This window comes from Limnothrix redekei LRLZ20PSL1, from assembly GCF_043235035.1.
Lineage (GTDB): Bacteria > Cyanobacteriota > Cyanobacteriia > CACIAM-69d > CACIAM-69d > CACIAM-69d.
The window spans coordinates 263,824-284,113 of the sequence record NZ_JAZAQF010000086.1 but is presented as its reverse complement, the minus strand read 5'-3'; the positions used below and the strand labels follow the sequence as shown (position 1 = coordinate 284,113).

The window sequence follows — 20,290 nt, the reverse complement described above, 5'->3', positions numbered from 1 at the left end:
CTCATTCTTGGGCTACTTCAGTACAGGTTTCCCGATCGTTCGATAAATTGGGTTTGCCTTCTCGTTCTCGCTCAACGGAAAATCGCGTTTCAATATAAGGCAAATCGATCGTAAAACAACTGCCCACATTCACTTCACTGATCAACCCTACACAACCACCGTGAAGCTCAACAATTCGCTTCACCAGAGCCAAACCTAGGCCCGTTCCCTCATATTTACGATTGAGGGCACTATCAATTTGTACGAACGGCTGAAAAAGACGCTTGACATCTTCTGGCGCAATCCCAATACCCGTATCAGTGATTGAAATTCGCACAAAATATTTCTGCAATTCTCCATTTTTTTCTGCATCCTCTTCATTTTCCTGCGTTTGGCAAGTCACTTTTAGGGTGATGCGTCCTCCTTGTGGCGTAAATTTAAGGGCATTGCTAAGTAAATTCAACAAAACCTGACGGATACGACGTTCATCGATGTATAGATCAGGCAAATGAGGCAATAGATTGGTTTCCAATTGAATATTCTTTTGTTCGGCTTGGGGTTGAATCAAGGTGACGCTTGATGTGCAAAGCGGCCCGATCGCAACAGTCGTGCAATTCAACTCCAAAAACTCCGACTCAATCTTGGCAATATCCAAAATATCGTTAATTAAATTCAGAAGATGCGTGCCGCTTTTTTCAATATTTTCTAAGGCCTTATGCTGTTGCTTATTAATTCCACCAAAGATGCCCTCTTGTAGAATCTCTGCCACTCCCAAAATTGTATTTAAGGGAGTGCGGAGTTCATGGCTCATTGTTGCCAAGAAGTTATCTTTCAGTCGATTCGACTGCGCGAGTTGATTGTTGGCTGTTTGCAACTTTTGTAATAGGGTCTGCTGCTGATTAACCATGCTGAAAAAGACATCAGACAAATGGCTAATTTCATCGCCTGAGTTGTTGATGTCGCTATGATCCCCGATCGTGCGATCGCAAGCATCTAAAATGGGTTGTAAACGGTGATTTAGAAATCGAATAAATAACCAAACAACTAATAGCAAAAAAATAGCTGCAATGATTGTGGCGCTGATGGCTCCCAGCAGGGCAGGCTTGGCAATAGTCTCATAGGGAATCGCTTCCAACATCACCCATTGAGTTCTAGGAACTGTCTGATAAACCCAATAGGTCGAATCAGACTCAAAATACGCTTTTCCAATACCTTGATTGATTCGGTAGCGAATTTGTTCCCAAACAGGTTTTAAAGATGGAATTGATGAAATATTGGCTAGTTGGGCAGCTTTACGAGGATCAGGAGAATAGCTCAAAAGTTGCCCTTCTTTTGTAATTAGGGCATGATAACCAGTGCTGTTGAATGAAGGATCATCTTGACTCAGGTTAAGATCATTAATGTCAATGTCTTTGTTAAGGTCATCAATATTAATATCTCCGTTCATTACAGCAATTAATTGACCTTTTTGGTTGCGAATCGTTCCCGAAAAAGTCATGAGTGGAATGGGATAGTTATCATTTATATAAGGCTTTGACCAAAGATAACGATCAGCCTTAAATGCGTTTTTAAAATATTGCAATTTTGGGTACTGATCTACTTCCCATAGATCAACCAAGGTAAATCTAGAATTTTGAGAAAGCGTAACCCCGCGATCAGGAATAGATTCTTCAATATAAGGTCCAAACCACTCACGATCAACCAAGCCCCTAGGGAACTGCATCACCCCAAACCCGGTGATTAGTTTAGGACGGGCTGACATAAATGAAAGTAATAATTTCTCGTAGGCCTCGGGCGATCGCACACCACTATCGTGCAAGAAAATCGTTGCGGAAACCAAACTCTTTAAAAAAGTTTCACCACTGAGCAGCTCCGCATCAAGGTGCCGAACCTTGTTATCCATTTCCGAAGTTAGCTGCAAAATCCGAACGGATTTCAGCTCACTATAAAATAGATACCCTAAACTGCCGAGACCAATGGAAGCAGCAGACATCACCGCCAAAAACAAGCGAGTGCCGATCGAACGAAGTCCAAATTTCATTGATTTAGCCGGGACGGTTAGATCGTTTTGGGTTGAATTACTTGTCATTGCTTAGCCCAGTGGCCTCAGTGGTGAACCCTGTAAAGTATAAAGACGCACTTCCTTAGCTTAAAAAAACAGCCTGAAACGCTCATTGAGGTACATGACAAAATCACGAGGTATAAAAATATAATTGAGTCCTAAATTTATTGATACTAAATTTTTAAATTATCCTGAAAAAGATACAATAAATTTAGCAGCAGTTAAGCTTTTTGCCCACGATCAATTAACTGTTGAATGACCTAATCAACAGCTCATCTTCAGTCTGCTCTTGGTCGCCCAACCAATACCCACAGCCCTCGTCCGCTGACTGTGGACGAGGGGCTAATTCTGGGGTATTTCGCGCAATATTTTTCCGGCCGTTCCCGCTCAGCCCTCGCCCTCAGCCTTTTTAGGAGCCAGCTCCCCGATCGCCCGGCCCAAGTAAGCCTCGACAAAAGCCTGCGCCGCCTCGGGGTTCAACTGCTCCAACGCATCCACGATCGCCGGAATCGATTCCGCCGTCGGGTCGCGCGTTTCCGCGAACCAATGGCTAATGGTGGCGCGATTGATGCCCATGTTCACCGCCAGTCGATTCTGGGCGATGTTGTACTGCTGCAACGTTTTGCGTAGTGCTTTCCCGGCTTTTCCCATTCAGCTTCTATCTTCAATCTGCTTGGGCGACAGTTCCCCGATCGCCCGGCCCAGGTAAGCCTCGACAAATGTCCGTGCGGCTTCCGGGTTCAACTGCTCTAGGGCATCCACAATAGTCGGGATTGCTTCCGCCGTCGGGTCGCGTGTTTCCGCCACCCAATGGCTCATCGTGCCGCGCGCAATCCCCATCGTTACGGCTAAACGATTTTGCGTGAGGTTGTGTTGCTGTAGCGTTTCGCGTAATGCTTTCCCGGCTTTTCCCATGCCGCTCATGGTGTCAAACTTGGGAAATTGCGTAAAGGTTGCGAATTGACAACTTAATCGATTACAGTAAGTTTGTTGTCGATTCGCAGCATTCAATCGATATGACTACCCCAACCAACGGCGATCGCCCCATTCTGGAACGCCTGAACCATCTGGACGATCGCTGCAACCGGATCATCCTCGTGGGCCAAAGCGAGTGGGTCGATCGCCTGGTCAAGAGCCTGCACCTCTGCGGCATCGGCGAAACCATCCTGTGGAGTCCCGCCGTCCCCACGGGTCAACCCGATCAAGTCGTCCGAATCCTGTCGCGATCGCGTGTGTAGCTATTCGTCTCGCAACAGATCTACGGCGTATTTTTGCCTAGCTATAAAGCAATTCCCTCGCGCCGGATATTTCGCAGCAAGGGGGAATTTTCGGTTTCAAAGCGCGATCGCCCCATAAAGAGTCGCGATATCAAAATGTTGTGATCTAAGCAAAGTTGACCAATAAATTCACTGGTTTGGCTAATTTCTTGACTGGGTGAAACTGGATCACGCAAAACTACCAATAGATCCAGGTCTGAATCAGCGGTTGCCTCTCCCCGCGCCTATGACCCGAATAGCACTAGTCGATCGAGGCGATTGGGGTAGGTTTGCTGAAAGTATGCCCGCAGTTGATGGGTGATGGGAATCAGAGCTGCTGGTAAATCGGGGGCTTGCATGGGATGACTGGGGCGATCGCGCAATCTGCCCTGATTCTAGCCGTTGGAGAAAAGACAGCGCCCTATAGTTGCTTAGATGGGATCGATGTAGATCAACAGAGTTGGTGATTCTTCTTTATAACAGTTTTTTGTGATAAATTAGTGCATGGCTGCTCAACACATTCGCTCAATCTATATTTGCTTTAAAAATTTAACCCTATGCCTCCAAGAAACTTCTGCGATATTGACTCAAAATATTATCTTTTTGGGAAATCAGATACTCCTGAAGAGAAAGTTCGCCAATGGATAATATTTGAACTGCTAGCGGTCTACAACGTGCCGGTTCAGGCAATTTCGATAGAATCACCTGTCAAGGTGGGAACGAGACAGCATCGTGCCGATATTCTCCTTCTCAAGGACTATCGACCATGGGCTGTTATTGAGTGCAAGAGGCAGGAAGACAGCGATATATCTAATGGAGTCGAACAGGCAGTGAGCTACGCTAGTTGCTTGCAAGCAGAGTTTGCAGCTTTTACAAATGGCAAAGACTGGATAGTTAAACGTTGTTACCATGGCAAATGGATTTCAGTGCCTGATTTGCCGATTTACAGCTCAAAACAATATTCTTCAATAAAGTTAGATCGATTACTTAAAGCCTATGGCAGCATCGTATTACTAACACACTGGATTCATACACCATCTTGGTCTAATAATATCAATAGACGAGAATTGCTGCTTGACTCATTAGGTAATTTTTCTCTAATTATGCTGAGGCCATATCAAAATTCTCGCATTTATTTCCTATTTGAAATTTTTGAAAAAATAGTTGACTTTTTCGGAGAATTTGAATTCAAACAATCTTTTAATTCTGCGTACTTTTCAGAACTTTCTCAGAGTCACTGCAATTACAATCTTTTCTTTGAAATATTTAATTCTTTGATCATATATTTCAGAGAGATTGATAGAGATTTTTTTATCGAAAAGAATTTTCTACTTGAAATACCGCAATTCAATGAATTTCCTTTTTTGTCGATGGATGACTTAATTGATTTCTATAAATCTAGTCCTAATCAACTAGGAAAAGCCTTTTACTTATTTTTTTCATATATTGACCACATCAACAGGAATTACCGAAATTTGTCCGATACGGAATCGCTTGTTATTCAAGTAATTCACCACCTAAATAATCACTTCATGGATGAATTGGCAAGTGGCTCGAAAATTTCTATTTCGACTTCTAATGTTAGCCTCACTTCCAGTTTGATAGAATTGACTAGATCCGTTTTTGAAAACGAACTTCTCATTAAATGCCCAGATCTTTTGAATTTTGAAGAGGCTATTGGCTTCTGTTTCGATTCTAAGCAGCTCGCATATCTTGTAAGCAAACATGATTTATAAATGGATCGCCCTTGGGGTTGGGGGCGGGCGCGCCGATCGCCTCGGTTGTACAATTAGGGCGCTTTCTGAATCGCGCCACCAAAGCCGTGTCAACCCCCGAAACCGTTCTCGAATCCGCACCCTTCCCGATCGCTGAAATCACCGCCGAAGGCATCAAGCCCGATGAATACGTCGATATTGTGAATCGACTGGGCCGCCACCCCAACAAAGCCGAACTGGGGATGTTTGGCGTGATGTGGTCGGAACACTGCTGCTACAAGAATTCTCGCCCCCTACTCAGCCAATTTCCCACCAGCGGCCCGCGTATCCTCGTGGGCCCCGGCGAAAACGCTGGCGTGGTGGATCTGGGCGATGGGCTGCACCTGGCCTTCAAGATCGAATCCCACAACCACCCGTCTGCCGTGGAACCCTTTCAGGGGGCGGCGACCGGCGTGGGCGGCATCCTGCGGGACATTTTTACTATGGGGGCCCGCCCGATCGCCATTTTGAATGCCCTGCGGTTTGGCTCCCTGGATGACGCGCGCAACCGCCGCCTGTTTGAAGGGGTGGTGGCCGGCATTTCCCACTACGGCAACTGCGTGGGCGTGCCCACCGTCGGCGGTGAGGTTTATTTTGACCCCGCCTACAGTGGCAACCCGCTGGTGAATGCCATGGCCCTGGGGCTGATGGAAACGCCGGAAATCGTCAAGGCGGGAGCCTATGGCATTGGCAACCCGGTGCTGTACGTGGGGTCAACGACGGGCCGCGACGGCATGGGCGGGGCCAGCTTTGCCAGTGCGGAGTTAACCGATGAGTCCATGGACGATCGCCCGGCCGTGCAGGTGGGCGATCCGTTCCTGGAAAAGTCCCTGATCGAAGCCTGTTTGGAAGCCTTCAAAACAGGCGCAGTGGCGGCAGCCCAGGACATGGGCGCGGCGGGCATCACCTGCTCCACGGCGGAAATGGCGGCCAAGGGCGGCGTGGGTATTGATTTGGATCTCGACAAGATTCCCGTGCGCGAGTCGGGGATGGTTCCCTACGAATATCTGCTGTCGGAATCCCAGGAACGGATGCTGTTTGTGGCGCACAAGGGCCGCGAACAGGAGCTGATCGACATCTTCCATCGCTGGGGTCTGCAAGCGGTGGTGGCCGGGGAAGTGATCGAAGAGTCGATCGTCCGGATTCGGTTCCAGGGGAGAATTGCGGCGGAAATTCCGGCGACGGCCCTGGCGGACAACACCCCGATCTATCGCCGGGAACTGATGGCGGAAGCACCGGCCTACGCGCAACAGGCTTGGGCTTGGTCGCCGGACTCGTTGCCCGCTTGTTCGGTGACGGGATCGGGCGATCGCCCCTGGAGCGCGGTGCTGCAAAGCCTGCTGGAAACCCCCTCGATCGCCTCGAAATCCTGGGTCTATCGCCAATACGATCACCAAGTGCAGAACAACACGGTGATCGTCCCCGGTGGGGCCGATGCGGCGGTGGTGCGGCTGCGGCCCCAACTGGTCACAGACAACGGCACTCCCTTCACCAAGGGCGTGGCGGCCACGGTGGATTGCAATGCTCGCCATGTGTACCTCGACCCCTACCAAGGGGCCTTGGGTGTGGTGGCGGAGGCGGCCCGCAACCTGTCTTGCGTAGGGGCGGAACCGTTGGCCGTGACCGATAACCTCAACTTCGGCAGCCCCGAAAAGCCCGTGGGCTATTGGCAGTTGGCCAATGCTTGCCGCGGCCTGGCCGATGCTTGCCGGGAACTGGGCACGCCGGTCACAGGCGGCAACGTGTCGCTCTACAACGAAACCCTGGATTCCGAAGGCAATCCCCAGGCGATCTATCCCACGCCCGTGGTGGGCATGGTGGGGGCGATCGAGAACATTCACCAAATCGCCGGCCAGGGCTTCCAAGGGGCGGGCGATGGAATTTATCTGCTGGGCGCGCAAGCTCCCGTCACCCTTGGCGCGTCGGATTATTTGGCAGCGATCCATGGCACAATCGCCGGTCGGCCGCCCGTGGTGGAGTTCGATCGGGAGCGGGCCGTGCAAGCCGCTTGCCGCAATGGGATTCGCCAGGGCTGGATTCGATCGGCCCACGACTGCGCCGAAGGGGGCATCGCCGTCACCCTGGCCGAGTCCTGCATTAGCGGCAACCTGGGCGCTACGGTGACGATCGACCCCGGAGCTGATCGCTGGGATGCGGCCCTGTTTGGCGAAGGCGGCGCGCGGATCGTGGTATCCGTGGCGGGCGATCGGGCGGCTGAGTTTGAAACCTGGCTGACGGAGCAGCTCGGGTCTGATTGGGCCAAGCTGGGCACTGTCGGGGGCGATCGGCTGGTGATCAACGCACCGGACGGCGCAACGGCACTCGATGCGGCCCTGGCGAATTTGACCGAGGGTTGGAGCGAGGCGATCGCCCGCCGGATGGAACGGTTGGTTTAAGGGAGATTGCCCCGTCATCTCGCGCCGCCCGATCGTCCACTGAGGATCATCGTTGATCGTTGTCGATCGTCAGGTTGATGATCGATTAATGATCAACAACGATCAATCAGCAGTTCAATCAGGTTATGAATTGCTGATCATCAGTCACAGGGGCGAGCTTGGTGCTTGCCTGGCGATCCGCTTGGGAGCCAACAGAATCATGGGAAGAGCGATCGGGATGCCATGGAAATTGCCCCGATGATGATTGCCCTTGAATTCGCCATCGCCACAGCCGATCGATTCCGCAACTTCTGTTACTGTTAAGGCGGGATCGTTAAGAGCTTGTTAACTTCCTGAGTGGCCGATTTTTTGGCTTCCAATCGCTGCACCAGGAATTACCTGGCTCAGGAAACGTTGCGCTAACCAGCCGCGCCAGCCTCACTCGATCGCGATTCTGACCGTCTTTTGCTAATTCACCCGCTCTTGCTGCTAGGAGTCATTGTCGCCCAATGTTTCCCTCCGAGTCTGAAGACCTGTTCGATCTGATGGGCGATCGGCCCGACAAACCCGAAGAAGCCTGTGGCGTTTTTGGGGTTTACGCGCCGGGCGAAAACATCGCCACCCTTGCTTATTTTGGCCTCTTTGCACTCCAGCACCGGGGGCAAGAATCGGCGGGGATTGCCACCTTTGATGGCTCAACGGTACATGTCCACAAGGACATGGGCCTCGTTTCGCAAGTCTTCAACGAAAAAATCCTGCAAGAGCTACCGGGAAATTTGGCCGTGGGCCACACCCGCTACTCCACCACCGGATCCAGCCGTCGTGTCAATGCACAACCGGCCGTGGTGAAAACGCGCTTGGGGTCTTTGGCCCTGGCCCACAATGGCAACTTGGTCAACACGGCGGAACTGCGGGATTCCTTGGCCGCCCGCAACTGTGAATTTGCCACCACCACGGACTCCGAGGCGATCGCGATCGCCATTGGCCAAGAGGTGGACAGCGGTTTGGGCTGGATGGAAGGGGCCATTCGGGCCTTCCAGCAATGCCAAGGGGCTTTCAGTTTGGTCATTGGGACTCCCGACGGCATGATTGGCACTCGCGACACCAACGGCGTACGGCCGCTGGTGATTGGCACGCTGCCCGGTGCGCCCGAGCGCTATGTGCTGGCTTCGGAAACCTGTGCCCTAGACATCATCGGCGCGGACTATCTGCGGGATGTGGAACCGGGGGAAATGGTTTGGATCACGAACGATGGTCTCGCCTCCTTCTTTTGGGCCACGCAGCCGGAGCCGAAACTTTGTGTTTTTGAGATGATCTATTTCGCCCGCCCAGACAGCAAGTTCCACAACGACAGCCTCTATAGCTATCGAATGCGGTTGGGACGGCGCTTGGCGATCGAAACCCCGATCGATGCGGACATTGTGATTGCTGTGCCCGATTCCGGTGTTCCTGCCGCGATCGGCTATTCCCAGGTTTCGGGCATCACCTACGCCGAAGGGTTGATCAAAAACCGCTACGTGGGCCGCACCTTCATTCAACCGACCCAAACCATGCGGGAATCGGGAATTCGGATGAAGCTGAACCCGTTGCGGGATGTGCTCGCGGGCAAACGGGTGATTATTGTGGATGATTCGATCGTCCGGGGAACCACCAGCCGCAAGATCGTCAAAGCCTTGCGGGATGCGGGAGCCACGGAAGTTCACATGCGCATTTCTTCGCCGCCGGTCACCCACCCTTGCTTCTATGGCATCGACACGGACAACCAATCGCAACTGATTGCGGCCACCAAGTCAGTGCAGGAAATTGCGGATCAAATTGGTGTGGATACGCTGGCTTACCTGAGCGAAGAAGGGATGCTGGAGGCGACCCAAGATGCCACGCAGAATTTCTGTACGGCTTGTTTCAATGGTCGCTACCCAATTCCAGTGCCAGCCCTGTTGAAGCGATCGAAGCTGATGCTAGAAAAGCTGGAACCGGCCACGGTGGGTTCCTAGTTCCAAGGGCCTGTTATCAGCGACCCATGCCTTAATCAGAAATTAACTAATGGGGCGATCGAGCAGTTCGATCGCCCCATTTTTGATAGTTGGGATTGTTTTGAGTTGGATTGTTTTGAGTTGTTTTGAATTGGATTATTTCTAGGGGGTTTGGGGTTCCTGATCGCCGGGTGAATTTTCCAAGGGCGGCAACTCCAGGGGGAGTAAATGTTGGGCCGGTGTGCGTATGTCGGTGGGTTGTTCAAAAAACAGCTCGATCGAGCGGTGAATTTTGGTTAGCACCGCCTCCGCCGTCGGATTTTCACAGGGGTTATAGCTCCCCACCAGCAACAAACTCAAGCGCGGGGTGACGGGAATCAAGGTGAACCAGGTGCGATCGAACTCTGGGCCCGCTTCTGGTTTTGTGTCTTTTGCGTCTTTGGCTTCTGGACTCACCGGATTTGGAGTCGCCTGATCCGAGATTACTTGATCTGAAATTACCCGATCTGAAATCACCCGATCTAAAACCATCCGCACAGCCGATCGCCCGGCCAAGCTCAGAGTCGATCGCTCGGTTAAGGTCAATCCTGCCGCTTCTGCCCGAGTTGTTAAATCCGTTTCTGCCGCTTCCATGGATTGATCTAACAGCACCAAATCCAACCGAATCAGCGATCGGGGCAGGGGTTTGGGTTGCCATCCCCGCGACGGGGCGATCGGCTCGCTATAGAACACCGAGTGATAATCCCGATGGAGCGGCATATTCCAATCGATCGGCAGTTCGATCGCCCAAAAGCCTTGGGGGTGGCGCACTTTGCGATATTGATAACGCCAGTCCAAGGGTGTTTGGGGCGCTTGCACAGCCGGCCCCGGCTCGGCCCCGGCTGGGATCAGGATTCCACCCCACAGCCATCCCAAACAGCCCACCAGCCCGATTGTTCGCCGGCCGATTGTTCGCCGACACCAACCACTCCACACTCCTTTCACCATTCCCAAGCCCCGACTACCGCCGAATCATCGCCCAAACGCTGTCCATTTGCCCCGATCGCGCGATCGATCGCTTCCCTAAAACTCCCTTTGTCCCACCACGCCTCAGGAATGCAACGCAGTCGATACCCGATTAGCCATCATTCCGCTAGGCCGGCCAGCGGTCGGTTATCTCGCCAGAGCCACCCCTGCTCCACAGGATAAGCTGGACAGTAAGCAAGCCAAGGCTTGCACGCTTTTGGATTTTGAGCCACTCCCTTTGCATTCAATTTGCATTCAATTTGCATTCAAACCGTATTGATTTGATCTCGAATCAGTACCGAATTGAGACCGAATCAGTACCGCGTCAACATCGCGTCAACAGCGTTCCAGAACCATGAGTTTAGGTGATCAGTGGAATCGACTGACGGGCAAAAGCCGCTTCGTCGTCACCCGCATTTTTGTGCATCTAGCCGGGTCAGAAGTGGCCCCCTTGCTGGGCAAGCTCAATCAAATTGCTCGGGAGGCGATCGAAGCGGAAGGGGACTTGGACGTTTTGGGCCAGGGCCTGTCAGACCTTTGCGAAAGCCTGCTGCAATATCGAACCTATTGGCAGTCCGCCAGCAATGAGGGGGATGTGTTTTGGGATGAAGGAGAAGCGGGCGATCGGTTCAATGACCTATTCACCGACTCGGCGGCCCGCTATCTCAGCCAGCCTGACCTGGATTTGCCCAGTCAACTGGATGACGACCTGCTGACCCTCCCGGCCACGAGCAACCTGTTGGTGATGTTGACGGTGGGCTATGAAGGCGAAGTCCCCAGCCTCGAAACCAACCTGGCTGATTCTGAAGCCTTAGCAACGGGTCTCAAGGCTCTGGCAAACCTCCACTACAATCAAAAATTGCGGGCTGTGCAGGTACACTTTGCCCCTGCCCGACTGGGAGATGAGCTGACGAATGATCAGCTCCTGCAAAATTTCCCGGAACTGATTCCGCTGTAGAAACTCCCGCTTAGGGGGTCTTTGGGAGGAATGCCGTCCCATCGGAATTTCAATCCGAGGAATCAGGGTTGGTCTTTTTTAATCAATCCTCGCTTGCTGTTTTGGGTTTGGCTTGCTGTTTTGGGGCTGCGGCTCTTGGTTCGGCCGCCACCACGCGATCGATTCGCTGCTGGCGGATTGCAGACTTGGCCCATTGCCGGCTTGGCCCACAGAACTCAGCTTCTTGGCCGCCCAATGGCCTCAAGCGTGATTTTGTTGTTTTGAGATAGCCCTATGCTCCGAAAATTATTGGCTTTGGTACTGGCGATCGCGATCGCCTGGGTCACGATCACCGGCTCACCAACGGTGGTGCGAGCGGAAGCCTTGCCCAGCGCCATTGTGGCCGCCGCGCCCAGTGCTGCCAAATCCCTGCCCACGGGCGACTATCCGGTTCAGCAGGCCGCCTATGACGACGGCACGGGGGAATATGCCCTGATGCTGTTAAACACGCCCGCTGGTGCTTCGCCGGTTTTTCGCACCTCCGAGTTGCAGATGGCCCGGCTGGATGACGAGGCGATCGCCCAAGGAAAAAAGCCCTACCTGGCCATGAAAGACGGTCAGCCCGTGCTGTACCTCAACGAAGACTTCAAAATCGAATATCTCCATAGCGAAACCGCTGTCCAAACCAATCCCCAAACGGGTGAGCAACAAACGGTGATTGTTCGCCGTGAGTCTAGCTTCTGGTCTCCTTTTGCTGGGGCGATCGCGGGTCAAGTGGTGGCGAATGCTCTGTTTGCGCCCCATTACGTGCTGCCCCCGGCCTATTTGCCCGGTCGCCCCTTGGTGGGCTACGGCGGCTATGGTCGCAGCTACGGTGATGCCATCAGCAGCTATCAAAACCGCTACAACGCTGCCCCCGTGGCCGAGCGTAACCGCCAGCAGTTCCGCGCCACCGGCAATGTGGCTCGCAATGCTACGGGGCTGAACCGCCCGGCCGCCAACAACCGAGCCAAGGCCACTGGCTCTGGCTTTGGCAGCAGCACCTTCCGCAGCACCCCTAACCGTCGCGTGGCTGCTCCCCGGCCCCGCAGCAGCTTTGGCAGCAGCTTTGGGCGATCGCCCGTGCGGATGCGATCGAGCTTTGGCAGCTTCCGCCGTCGGTAGGTAATTGCCCCCAGTTGATTAGCGCCCCATTACTACCGTCTGATTAACGGTGGTTTGCGGAACAATTTCCAACAATTGCCAGCGTTATTCACCGTTTGGCACAGCGCGATCGATTCCTGAAACAGGGGAGTCGATCGCTTTTTGATCCCCGACTTTTTCAAACTGGCTAACTGCGTTGCTAACCGGTTGGCTAACCACTGGCAAACTGGCTAGCCATGCAGTTAGCAAAATGAGCAGCGATGCTGGGTTGCACGATGCAACAGCACCTCGTAGTGGCGATCGCGGATGTTGTAAGCCCCAAATCGTTCCAAGTGTGGATTCATCATTTGGGCATCAAACAACAGAAAATCGCGACAGCGCAGATGCTCAACCAGCTTGACCATTGCCACCTTCGAGCCATCGGGAATTTGATAAAACATCGATTCGCCAATGAACGCCCCACCGATCACAATTCCCAAAACGCCGCCGGCCAGGTGGTCGCCCTGCCAAGTTTCAAAACTGTGGGCATAGCCAGCGCAATGGAGCGCCCAATAAATTTCCTTTAGCTCTTCCGAGATCCAAGTGGTGTCCCGATCGGCACAGCCTTCCACCACATCCCGAAATGCTCGATCGATCGCCACCGTAAACCGATTTTGATTCAGCACTCGCCGCAGGGACTTGGGATATCGGAAGCGATCATCCAGCGGAATCAGCGTCCGTTCCCGGCTGCAATACCAGCCCAAATCGTTACCCGTTTCATCGGCCATTAAAAAATAGCCGCGCGAATAGCCAGCAATCAGCGCCGGAATATCGTATTGGGACATGCAGGAGTCGGTGGTGTTGCCCATCGGCCCTTGAAATAGCACAGTGGAGCCGATTCTAGCGCGATCGCCCGATCCCCATGCAACCACTCCCCCTAATCTCTGCAACTGATCAGCCAGCCCCTTGCAACCTTGCACAATACTTGAGTTGTTGTGCAATGAATGGCGTTCAACCCACGCTTAGTTGATTTTAGTGATCACTTAAAAATTATTCTATTGCGCTCAATCATGATGCTGATCACAATGCCGTCTACATGACGTGCAAATCAGAAATGCATGTTTAGGCAATTTCGATACGGTTGCTCGCTTCATTTTGCAACTTGCAACTGATGGCTTATTTCTATGTTTCGTTCCAACCAAGCGGCAACGTAATTTTAAAAGTCGTTCCCACATTGAGCTTACTATCTATCTTGATTGTTCCATGCTGCAAGTCTACAAAGCGCTTGACAATATTCAAACCCAAGCCAGTTCCAGGAATATTACTGACGTTCTTACCTCGACGAAAAGGTTCAAAGAGGTGGGGTAAATCTTCGCGGGGAATGCCGATGCCTTGATCGCAAATTTGGAACGTTACCTGACCGCTGCGCTTTGACAGTCGCAAATGAATTGGGCTTTGATGGTGATGGGAATATCGAATTGAATTAGAGAGAATATTAGTCAGAATTGATCGCAATAGTTTTTCGTCTAAGTTGGCCATCACATGACGATGCCGACTCAACATCGATAGTGACTGTTGATCAGATGTCGCCTGCATTTCTGCTACCAAGCTATGACAAAACTGCACTAGCTCGATCGGCTGAGGTTGAACCATTAGCTTATGGGCCTCAGTTTTACCGATCACTAGAATGTCATCAATCATTTGAGTCATGCGCTCTACATCGTTCTTGACTCCCTGAAGATAATTTTGGCGCTGCTCATGGGAAAGTTGTGCATCGTAACGGTCAAGCGATGATGCTGACAGTAAAATATTATTGAGCGGATTACGAAATTCATGACAAACCATCGAAACAAAGCGAGATTTGAGATCGCTTAGCTCCTGGAGTTCTTGATTGGCACGATGAAGTTGAGCCGTGCGATCGCGCACTTTCAACTCAAGCTCTTCATTGGTTCGCTGCAACAAAGTCTCTGCCCATTTTCGTTGGGTAATATCCTGGAAGGTAACCACCGTTCCAATCACATTTCCCTGCTGATCTTGCATGGGTGTGCTGATATATTCAACGGGAAAGCTCGATCCATCCTTGCGCCAAAAAACTTCTGTATTGGCACGATGAATTCGTCCGTCTTGAAAAGCTTGATAAATTGGGCAGTCATGGATGGGATAGGGTTGGCCGTCGGGTTTGGAATGATGCAAAACCGAATGCATGGACTGACCAATTAAGTCCTGAATTTCCCAACCAATCATGCTGGCCGCCGCTGGATTCACAAAGGTTACTCGACCTGCTAAATCCAGCCCATAGACCCCCTCGCCCACCGCATTCAGGATTAACTCATGCTGGCGACGCAGGGTTTCTAGGTCGGTTTCCGGCGATGCTTGTAAGGCGGAGATATGCGCCTCAGCCGGTGTCGTGGTCGGCTTTGAAACAGGCTGTAACCAATAATATTGCCGCATGATGTCCAGAATTCCTGACAAATTTTGCGACCAATGAGGATATGTATCCTCTTACACCACACAGTTTGGAGAGTACGACCGAAACTTGGCCGGCATGGTACACCACCCAGGTCATTACTGTAAATCAGGCAGTTCATGACGAAAGTTTTGGTGATTGAAGACGAAGCGCAAACCCGCAGCATCTTCATGGGATGCCTGACGTTTGAGGGGTTTTGTGCGATCGAGGCTGAGAATGGTTCGATCGGGATCAAGTTAGCCCAAATGCATCTGCCAGACTTAATCGTCTGCGACATCATGATGCCCGATCTCGATGGCTACAGCGTTCTATCGGCAATTCGTCGCCATCCGGCCACCGCTGCAATTCCATTTATCTTTCTCACTGCCAAAGCAACCATGGCAGATTTGCGTCAGGGCATGGAATTGGGTGCAGATGATTATTTAACCAAGCCCTGTAGCGTTGAACAATTGTTGGCGGCGATCGCTACTCGCCTGGAACGAAAAGCCCAATTGGCAGCGAGTTTTCATGCATCCCCAGCAGAAAGTAAAATAAACAGTCAATTCGAAAACGGAATTTTTCCCGACTGTTCTCGTTTATCACAAGTATTTGCATTCATCGAAGCCAACTATCACCGCCCGATCGGGTTAAATGATGTGGCCAAAGCAGTGGGCTATTCTCCCGCCTATTTAACGAATCTTACCCAAGAGCTAACGGGCTACAGCATTAAGCGTTGGATTACTGAACGCCGTATGTCCCAGGCACGGATGTTGCTTTGTGAAACTGATCAACCCGTACGCCAAATTGCAGCGGGAGTGGGCTATGCAGACGTGGCTTACTTCACTCGCCAATTTCGTCAGCTCTATGGCGATCCACCCCAGTCCTGGCGAAACTCTGTGCGACTACGGTTCGCATAGAAATGGTATTAAACACAACAAAATCAATCAATTATTTGTGCGTAAAACGCAGATGTGATTCCAAAATTTCAGGAAAAATTGACGCTTTTTGCGTGATTTTTCTGGAATTAGGGACTTTTAGCGCATTATTTTCCAAATGAGAATTTTCCAAGCTTCCCACAGAGGCTTTGGTTGTTCTTTCAAGAGCGAAAAAAAATCCTACTCTTACCAAAAAAATTCTAATGCGATCGTCCATTATTCCTTGGTATTGTGCAAAGCAACAGACCCGAATGTTGTCCTGCGCAATACCAATTGGAGCAGCTCATGTCATCAGTGGATATTCGCTCTCAGGCTCAAGTCGAACTCAGTCGTTGCCCCTGCGGGGGAACTCATCTCCCTCAGGATCACTGGCAAGCGGCTGAAGGAATGCCCCATGATCCGGCAGAACTCGTTAATGATCTCGTGCGAATGGGTTTGTACAAGCCTGAAACCCTAGAGCTGGCCAAGACCCTGACTGAAGTGGAGATGAAAGAAGCGCTGCTGTTGCGGCAAATGGGCGGCAACCCAGAGCGAGAGCGCTTTTGCCAGGCACTGATCAAGGAAGCGGGCGGGCTTGACCAGGTATTTACAGCCGCATTTGGTGTTCACTCCACGGAATTTTTTAGCAACACTATCCGCAATAGTGAATTTAGTCGGCGGGAGTTCATGAAGCGGGTGGTTGTGGCCGGGGCACTCATTGCTGCTGCCAGTTGCGGTCAACAACAGGCTGAAACTCCTGATGCAGCTCAGTCACCAGCAGCTAATGCTCCAACAAATTTGGAAAAAAAGGATTTAACGATCGGGTTCATTCCGATTACCTGTGCCACGCCGATTGTGATGTCGGAGCCGCTGGGTTTCTACAGCAAATATGGCTTGAATGTGCAAGTGAAAAAGATGCCCAATTGGGCCGCTGTTCGGGACTCCGCGATCGCGGGTGAACTCGATGCTTATCACATGCTTTCTCCCATGCCGATCGCGATTACCCTCGGCTTAGGATCAGCGTCATTTCCCATTAAGCTAGCCAGCATTGAAAACATCAATGGTCAAGCAATTACCGTTGCTGCCAAGCATAAGGGTAAGGTGAAGGAAGCCAAAGACTTCAAGGGCTTCAAAATTGGTGTGCCCTTCCCCTTCTCGATGCACAATATGCTGATTCGCTATTACCTAGCAGCAGGGGGGCTTGATCCAGATAAGGATGTGCAAATTTCACCCGTGCCACCGCCGGACAGTGTTGCCAAAATGGCAGCAGGTGAAATTGATGCCATGTTGATGCCTGATCCCTTCAATCAACGGGCTGTGTTTGAGCAGGTTGGATTTATTCACCTATTAACAAAAGACCTGTGGGACGGCCACCCCTGCTGTGCCTTCGCCGCTAGTCAACAGTGGATCGATGCGAATCCTAACACCTTCCGGGCTGTGAACAAGGCGATCATTGATGCGGCTGCCTATGCAGACACACCAGCTAACCGCCCTGAAATTGCCAAGGCTTTGATTGAGCGTAAATATCTCAATCAACCCTTGCCCGTGGTGGAAGCTGTGCTGACAGGTAAATTTGAAGATGGGTTGGGTAATACCCAAGATGTGCCCGATCGCATTGGCTTTGATCCCTATCCTTGGAAGAGTTTTTCCAAGTGGATTGCAGCACAATTAGTCCGCTGGGATTTGATGCCCAAAGACAAGGCAGATTACGACAAAATCGCCCAAGATATTTTCTTGACAGATCTGGCAGCGGAACTGCAAAAAGAACTGGGTCAAACACCGCCCAGCACGGCCGAGCGGTCTGAAAAGCTGAAGTACGACACCTTCGATCCCGAAGACCCCGCTGTTTACGTTGATGAGCAAATCAAGCGGTTTAAAGTCTAGCGAGGTTCACCATCGTGACAAATGAAGTGTTCCGCTCTGCTCCACCAAAGGTTAAGCCATTTCGGCTGAATACCGACCAACAAGCCTTCTTGTTGTTTGTGGCAATTTTGCTAGTGTTCTTGGGTCTGTGGGAGTTAGGCGCAAATTCAAAACTCTTCTTGCCAATCATGCCCTCTGCTAGCCAAACGATCGCCGATCTTTGGTTTTGGATCTCGAACCCATTTTTTGATAATGGGCCCAATGATCAGGGCATTGGTCTCTTGTTGTTGACCAGTTTGCGCCGAGTTTTGAGTGGTTTTTTGATTGGCACGGCGATCGCCATTCCCCTGGGAATTCTGATTGGTCTATCGCCCGTAGTTTCCAAAGCCGTTGACCCCTTCATCCAAATTCTGCGGCCCGTTTCTCCGCTCGCCTGGTTGCCATTGGGTCTGGCGCTCATGCGAGATTCGGAAAGAACAGCCCTGTTTGTCATCGCAATCACCAGTATCTGGCCCACCCTGATTAACACCAAGTTCGGGGTCAGCAATGTGGATCCAGCCTATCTGAACGTGGCCCACACCTTAGGCGCTTCCCGTTGGCGAATCATTACCAAAGTGATTTTGCCTGCCGCTGCCCCCAACATTGTGTCCGGGCTACGAATTAGCCTAGGAATTGCTTGGTTGGTGATTGTGGCGGCGGAGATTCTGTTGAGTGGTGGAATCGGCTATTTTGTTTGGAACGAATGGAACAACTTGAAGATCACTAGCATTATTACTGCCATCTTAATTGTTGGACTAGTAGGGCTATTGATGGACTACCTATTTGGTGTATTGCAACATCGAGTTTCATTTGGCCAAAGGTCTTAATCCATGCAAGTTTCTGCATCTAAAATGGCGCTCCCTCCCCTTGAATCTCCTGTAGCGCATCTGACACTGCACGGTATTTCCAAAGTATTCCCGGGACGCACGGGTGCGATGGACAAACTGCTGCGGCGCACCTCAAAACCTTTTGTGGCGATCGCGGATATTGATCTAGAAGTGGAGCCTAACACCTTCGTTTCGATCATTGGTCCATCGGGTTGCGGCAAGTCCACGTTGCTGAACATTATTGCGGGATTATCTCAGCCCACTACGGGACAAGTCAGCATCAATGGCCAGCCGGTTTCTGCACCGGGGCCCGATCGCGGCGTTGTGTTTCAAAACTATGCCTTGATGCCCTGGATGACGGTTGCTGAAAACATCGATTTTGCGGTGGAAACAGTCTACCCAACCATGGGAATTGCCCAACGGAAATCGATCGTCCAAGACTACATCGGTTTGGTAGGACTACGGGGAGCCGAAACTAAACATCCCCACGAACTTTCGGGGGGAATGAAGCAACGGGTGGGCATTGCCAGGGCGCTGGCAATCAATCCACAAATTTTGTTGATGGATGAACCCTTTGGCGCTTTGGATGCGCTCACACGTGGTTTTCTCCAAGACGAAATTGAGCGAATTTGGGAGCAAGAACGCAAGACCGTGATTCTAATCACTCACAGCATTGAAGAAGCGCTGCTGTTGTCTGACAAGATTGTGATGATGACACGGGGCCCTGCTGCGGGTATTGCTCAGGTGCTGGATGTGCCATTTCCTCGGCCGCGCCGTCGGGAAGAACTGGATCAATATCCGGGCTACCACGAACTAAAAGCGGCTATGGAGCAGCATCTTTCCTACGAAACTCGGGCTGTGGAAGAGTCTCGGGTGCGGAAATAACCACCGTTAGCCGCGGACAGAATTAACCCTGTCAAAATCAGCAAAGCAACCCAAACATTGAAAGGAAAAAATATGTCTACCACTGAAATTCCTGCAATCACCGCAACCCTGTTGGCAGCTAAAAAGGCAAAGGGGGTGACGTTCACGGAGCTAGAACAGGCGATCGGTCGGGACGAAGTGTGGATTGCGGCGGTGATCTATCGCCAAGCGTCTGCCTCTGCCGATGAGGCTAGTAAGCTACTCAACGCTCTGGGACTCAGCGAAGATTTGGTGCCAGAACTGACAGAATCCTCGGTGAAAGGGCTAGGGCCCGTGGTTCCCACCGATCCGCTGATCTATCGGTTCTACGAAATTATGCAGGTCTATGGAATGCCGATGAAAGCAGTGATTCATGAGAAGTTTGGTGATGGGATTATGAGCGCGATCGACTTCACCTTGGACATTGAAAAAGAAGAAGATCCCAAGGGCGATCGCGTGAAAATCACCATGAATGGCAAATTCCTGCCCTACAAAAAATGGTAATCAGGAGCATCAACCATGAAACAGCGTCACGCTGCTGCTAGGTCAACGGCTAAAACTGACTGGCTGGCCTACATCACCAAAATCTTAGCCTTCATCGGACTTTGGCAAGTCATTTCTAACAGTGCCCAGTTGTTGACTCATTGGTTTTGATAGGTGCAAACTTTGGTGTGGAAGCGATGCGATGCATTACTTCCACACCAATTACGATTAAACGATGCCTGTGAGGTGATGATTGCTAAGAAAACTGCCTGTCCAGAAAGGCTTCTATTTGTTAACCATTGATCAATAATGAAATCGATATTCTTAAACAGGGCGATCGGCTTGTAGTTTC

The 20,290-nt window shown here is 51.3% G+C and carries 19 protein-coding genes and 1 pseudogene; 12 read left to right on the top strand and 8 right to left on the bottom strand.

Annotation, left to right across the window (positions count from 1 at the left end; translation table 11 throughout):
- Position 1: 1 nt before the first annotated feature.
- The 3 genes from VPK24_RS15925 to VPK24_RS15915 all read right to left on the bottom strand — a co-directional run bounded on the left by VPK24_RS15925 (position 2) and on the right by VPK24_RS15915 (position 2,965).
- Entirely contained in the window at positions 2 to 2,020 is a 2,019-nt protein-coding gene (locus VPK24_RS15925) for a sensor histidine kinase (protein ID WP_393014803.1), read from the bottom strand.
- Between the two features lie 408 nt (positions 2,021 to 2,428).
- Positions 2,429 to 2,692, bottom strand: a complete 264-nt coding sequence (locus VPK24_RS15920; RefSeq protein ID WP_190355117.1) for a helix-turn-helix domain-containing protein — start codon at positions 2,690 to 2,692, stop codon at positions 2,429 to 2,431.
- On the bottom strand, positions 2,693 to 2,965 hold the full coding sequence (locus VPK24_RS15915; RefSeq protein ID WP_305068604.1) for a helix-turn-helix domain-containing protein: 273 nt from the start codon (positions 2,963 to 2,965) through the stop codon (positions 2,693 to 2,695).
- Positions 2,966 to 3,057: 92 nt separating this feature from the next.
- On the opposite strand from VPK24_RS15915, the gene VPK24_RS15910 reads away from it, so the two are divergent.
- A complete protein-coding gene (locus VPK24_RS15910; protein WP_393014801.1) occupies positions 3,058 to 3,279 on the top strand; it encodes a hypothetical protein in 222 nt (73 codons plus the stop codon).
- Positions 3,280 to 3,320: 41 nt separating this feature from the next.
- Here the strand turns inward: VPK24_RS15910 and VPK24_RS15905 are convergent.
- A pseudogene (locus tag VPK24_RS15905) lies at positions 3,321 to 3,533 on the bottom strand (nucleotidyltransferase domain-containing protein); the annotation flags it as partial.
- Positions 3,534 to 3,854: 321 nt separating this feature from the next.
- Here VPK24_RS15905 and VPK24_RS15900 point away from each other — a divergent pair.
- From VPK24_RS15900 to purF, 4 genes are all read left to right on the top strand, one after another.
- A complete protein-coding gene (locus VPK24_RS15900) occupies positions 3,855 to 5,033 on the top strand; it encodes a type I restriction enzyme HsdR N-terminal domain-containing protein (protein WP_393014799.1) in 1,179 nt (392 codons plus the stop codon).
- Positions 5,034 to 5,119: 86 nt separating this feature from the next.
- Complete coding sequence (gene purL, locus VPK24_RS15895; RefSeq protein ID WP_393014797.1) at positions 5,120 to 7,447, top strand: phosphoribosylformylglycinamidine synthase subunit PurL; 2,328 nt, start codon at positions 5,120 to 5,122, stop codon at positions 7,445 to 7,447.
- Between the two features lie 52 nt (positions 7,448 to 7,499).
- Entirely contained in the window at positions 7,500 to 7,688 is a 189-nt protein-coding gene (locus VPK24_RS15890; RefSeq protein WP_393014796.1) for a hypothetical protein, read from the top strand.
- 247 nt (positions 7,689 to 7,935) lie between these two features.
- On the top strand, positions 7,936 to 9,420 hold the full coding sequence (gene purF / locus VPK24_RS15885) for an amidophosphoribosyltransferase (RefSeq protein ID WP_190355122.1): 1,485 nt from the start codon (positions 7,936 to 7,938) through the stop codon (positions 9,418 to 9,420).
- A 141-nt stretch (positions 9,421 to 9,561) separates the two neighbouring features.
- Here the strand turns inward: purF and VPK24_RS15880 are convergent, their stop codons facing one another.
- Positions 9,562 to 10,386, bottom strand: coding sequence for a hypothetical protein (locus tag VPK24_RS15880; RefSeq protein ID WP_393014794.1), 825 nt, complete (start codon positions 10,384 to 10,386; stop codon positions 9,562 to 9,564).
- A gap of 373 nt (positions 10,387 to 10,759) precedes the next feature.
- Here VPK24_RS15880 and VPK24_RS15875 point away from each other — a divergent pair, with 373 nt between their 5' ends.
- Both VPK24_RS15875 and VPK24_RS15870 read left to right on the top strand, forming a co-directional pair.
- Positions 10,760 to 11,362 carry a DUF1517 domain-containing protein gene (locus VPK24_RS15875; protein ID WP_099532910.1) on the top strand — a complete coding sequence of 201 codons (603 nt, stop codon included), beginning with the start codon at positions 10,760 to 10,762 and terminating at the stop codon, positions 11,360 to 11,362.
- Between the two features lie 273 nt (positions 11,363 to 11,635).
- On the top strand, positions 11,636 to 12,505 hold the full coding sequence (locus VPK24_RS15870) for a hypothetical protein (protein WP_190528477.1): 870 nt from the start codon (positions 11,636 to 11,638) through the stop codon (positions 12,503 to 12,505).
- A 221-nt stretch (positions 12,506 to 12,726) separates the two neighbouring features.
- Here the strand turns inward: VPK24_RS15870 and aat are convergent, their stop codons facing one another.
- Both aat and VPK24_RS15860 read right to left on the bottom strand, forming a co-directional pair.
- Entirely contained in the window at positions 12,727 to 13,308 is a 582-nt protein-coding gene (gene aat, locus VPK24_RS15865) for a leucyl/phenylalanyl-tRNA--protein transferase (RefSeq protein ID WP_393014997.1), read from the bottom strand.
- Between the two features lie 337 nt (positions 13,309 to 13,645).
- Complete coding sequence (locus VPK24_RS15860; protein ID WP_393014792.1) at positions 13,646 to 14,914, bottom strand: PAS domain-containing sensor histidine kinase; 1,269 nt, start codon at positions 14,912 to 14,914, stop codon at positions 13,646 to 13,648.
- A 135-nt stretch (positions 14,915 to 15,049) separates the two neighbouring features.
- On the opposite strand from VPK24_RS15860, the gene VPK24_RS15855 reads away from it, so the two are divergent.
- On the top strand, positions 15,050 to 15,826 hold the full coding sequence (locus VPK24_RS15855) for a response regulator transcription factor (protein WP_393014790.1): 777 nt from the start codon (positions 15,050 to 15,052) through the stop codon (positions 15,824 to 15,826).
- Positions 15,827 to 15,857: 31 nt separating this feature from the next.
- Here the strand turns inward: VPK24_RS15855 and VPK24_RS15850 are convergent, their stop codons facing one another.
- The gene (locus VPK24_RS15850) at positions 15,858 to 16,061 is read right to left on the bottom strand and encodes a hypothetical protein (RefSeq protein ID WP_393014788.1); all 204 of its coding nucleotides are present in this window, start codon (positions 16,059 to 16,061) and stop codon (positions 15,858 to 15,860) included.
- A gap of 77 nt (positions 16,062 to 16,138) precedes the next feature.
- On the opposite strand from VPK24_RS15850, the gene VPK24_RS15845 reads away from it, so the two are divergent.
- The 4 genes from VPK24_RS15845 to cynS all read left to right on the top strand — a co-directional run bounded on the left by VPK24_RS15845 (position 16,139) and on the right by cynS (position 19,959).
- A complete protein-coding gene (locus VPK24_RS15845; protein WP_393014786.1) occupies positions 16,139 to 17,707 on the top strand; it encodes an ABC transporter substrate-binding protein in 1,569 nt (522 codons plus the stop codon).
- Positions 17,708 to 17,721: 14 nt separating this feature from the next.
- On the top strand, positions 17,722 to 18,552 hold the full coding sequence (gene ntrB / locus VPK24_RS15840; protein ID WP_393014785.1) for a nitrate ABC transporter permease: 831 nt from the start codon (positions 17,722 to 17,724) through the stop codon (positions 18,550 to 18,552).
- Between the two features lie 24 nt (positions 18,553 to 18,576).
- Entirely contained in the window at positions 18,577 to 19,437 is an 861-nt protein-coding gene (locus tag VPK24_RS15835) for an ABC transporter ATP-binding protein (RefSeq protein WP_393014783.1), read from the top strand.
- A gap of 72 nt (positions 19,438 to 19,509) precedes the next feature.
- Complete coding sequence (gene cynS, locus VPK24_RS15830) at positions 19,510 to 19,959, top strand: cyanase (protein ID WP_190355131.1); 450 nt, start codon at positions 19,510 to 19,512, stop codon at positions 19,957 to 19,959.
- Positions 19,960 to 20,290 lie beyond the last annotated feature (331 nt).